1 protein-coding gene and 1 pseudogene are annotated in these 618 nt (G+C 76.4%); one reads left to right on the plus strand and one right to left on the minus strand.

Annotated elements, in window-relative coordinates; all coding sequences use genetic code 11:
• Nucleotides 1-320 (minus strand): EsaB/YukD family protein (locus G3I65_RS50740; RefSeq protein WP_375336785.1); only part of this gene is annotated, 320 nt, incomplete at its 3' end.
• Nucleotides 321-398: 78 nt separating this feature from the next.
• Between G3I65_RS50740 and G3I65_RS50745 the strand changes: the two are divergent.
• A pseudogene (locus G3I65_RS50745) lies at nucleotides 399-618 on the plus strand (serine/threonine protein kinase); the annotation flags it as partial.

Below are 618 nucleotides of genomic sequence, written 5' to 3' on the forward strand. Positions count from 1 at the left end.
TCGACCAGGTCGTCGTACTCCAGCTCGGGCCAGTCGGTGCGCCGCGGGGTCAGGTGCAGGACCTCGCCGTCGCGCACCCGGTGCGCGCCGAGGGTCCGGTCGAGGTCGAACGCCGTCCCGTCGGCCCGGCGCAACGACCAGCCGCCACCGGGGACGCCGTCGTCGGCGAGCCCTTCGCCGGCGCGGGCGAGCAGCCCCGGCAGGATCTCCGCGACGGCGGCGTGTTCCGGCAGCGCGATGTCGATGCGCCGGTGCGGGGTGGCGACGGTGAGCCTGACGAGGCCGGCGGTCTGCATGGTGACCAGCCTCGGCCACCGCACGCGCGAATGGGTGGCGACGGCCGGAACCTGCCGTCCGAAACGGCCCCCCGCACGGCTTTCGTGCGGGAGAATGGCGGCATGAGCATCGAGCACGCCGCCGTCGACCTGCTCGCCACCGGCCCGATCGCCACGGTCTACGCGAACCGGGCCGCCGGCGAGGCGGTCAAGGTGTTCCCGGGCCCGTTCGACCGCGAGACCCTGGCCGGGCTCGAGCGCGAGCGCAAGGCGCTGGCCGCCACCGGGCCGGCGCCGTCGATCCTGCCGGTGCTGGGCGTGGCCGACGTCCCGGGCGGCCGCG

It is taken from the genome of Amycolatopsis sp. SID8362, assembly GCF_010550475.1.
In the GTDB taxonomy this organism is placed as follows: domain Bacteria; phylum Actinomycetota; class Actinomycetes; order Mycobacteriales; family Pseudonocardiaceae; genus Amycolatopsis; species Amycolatopsis eburnea.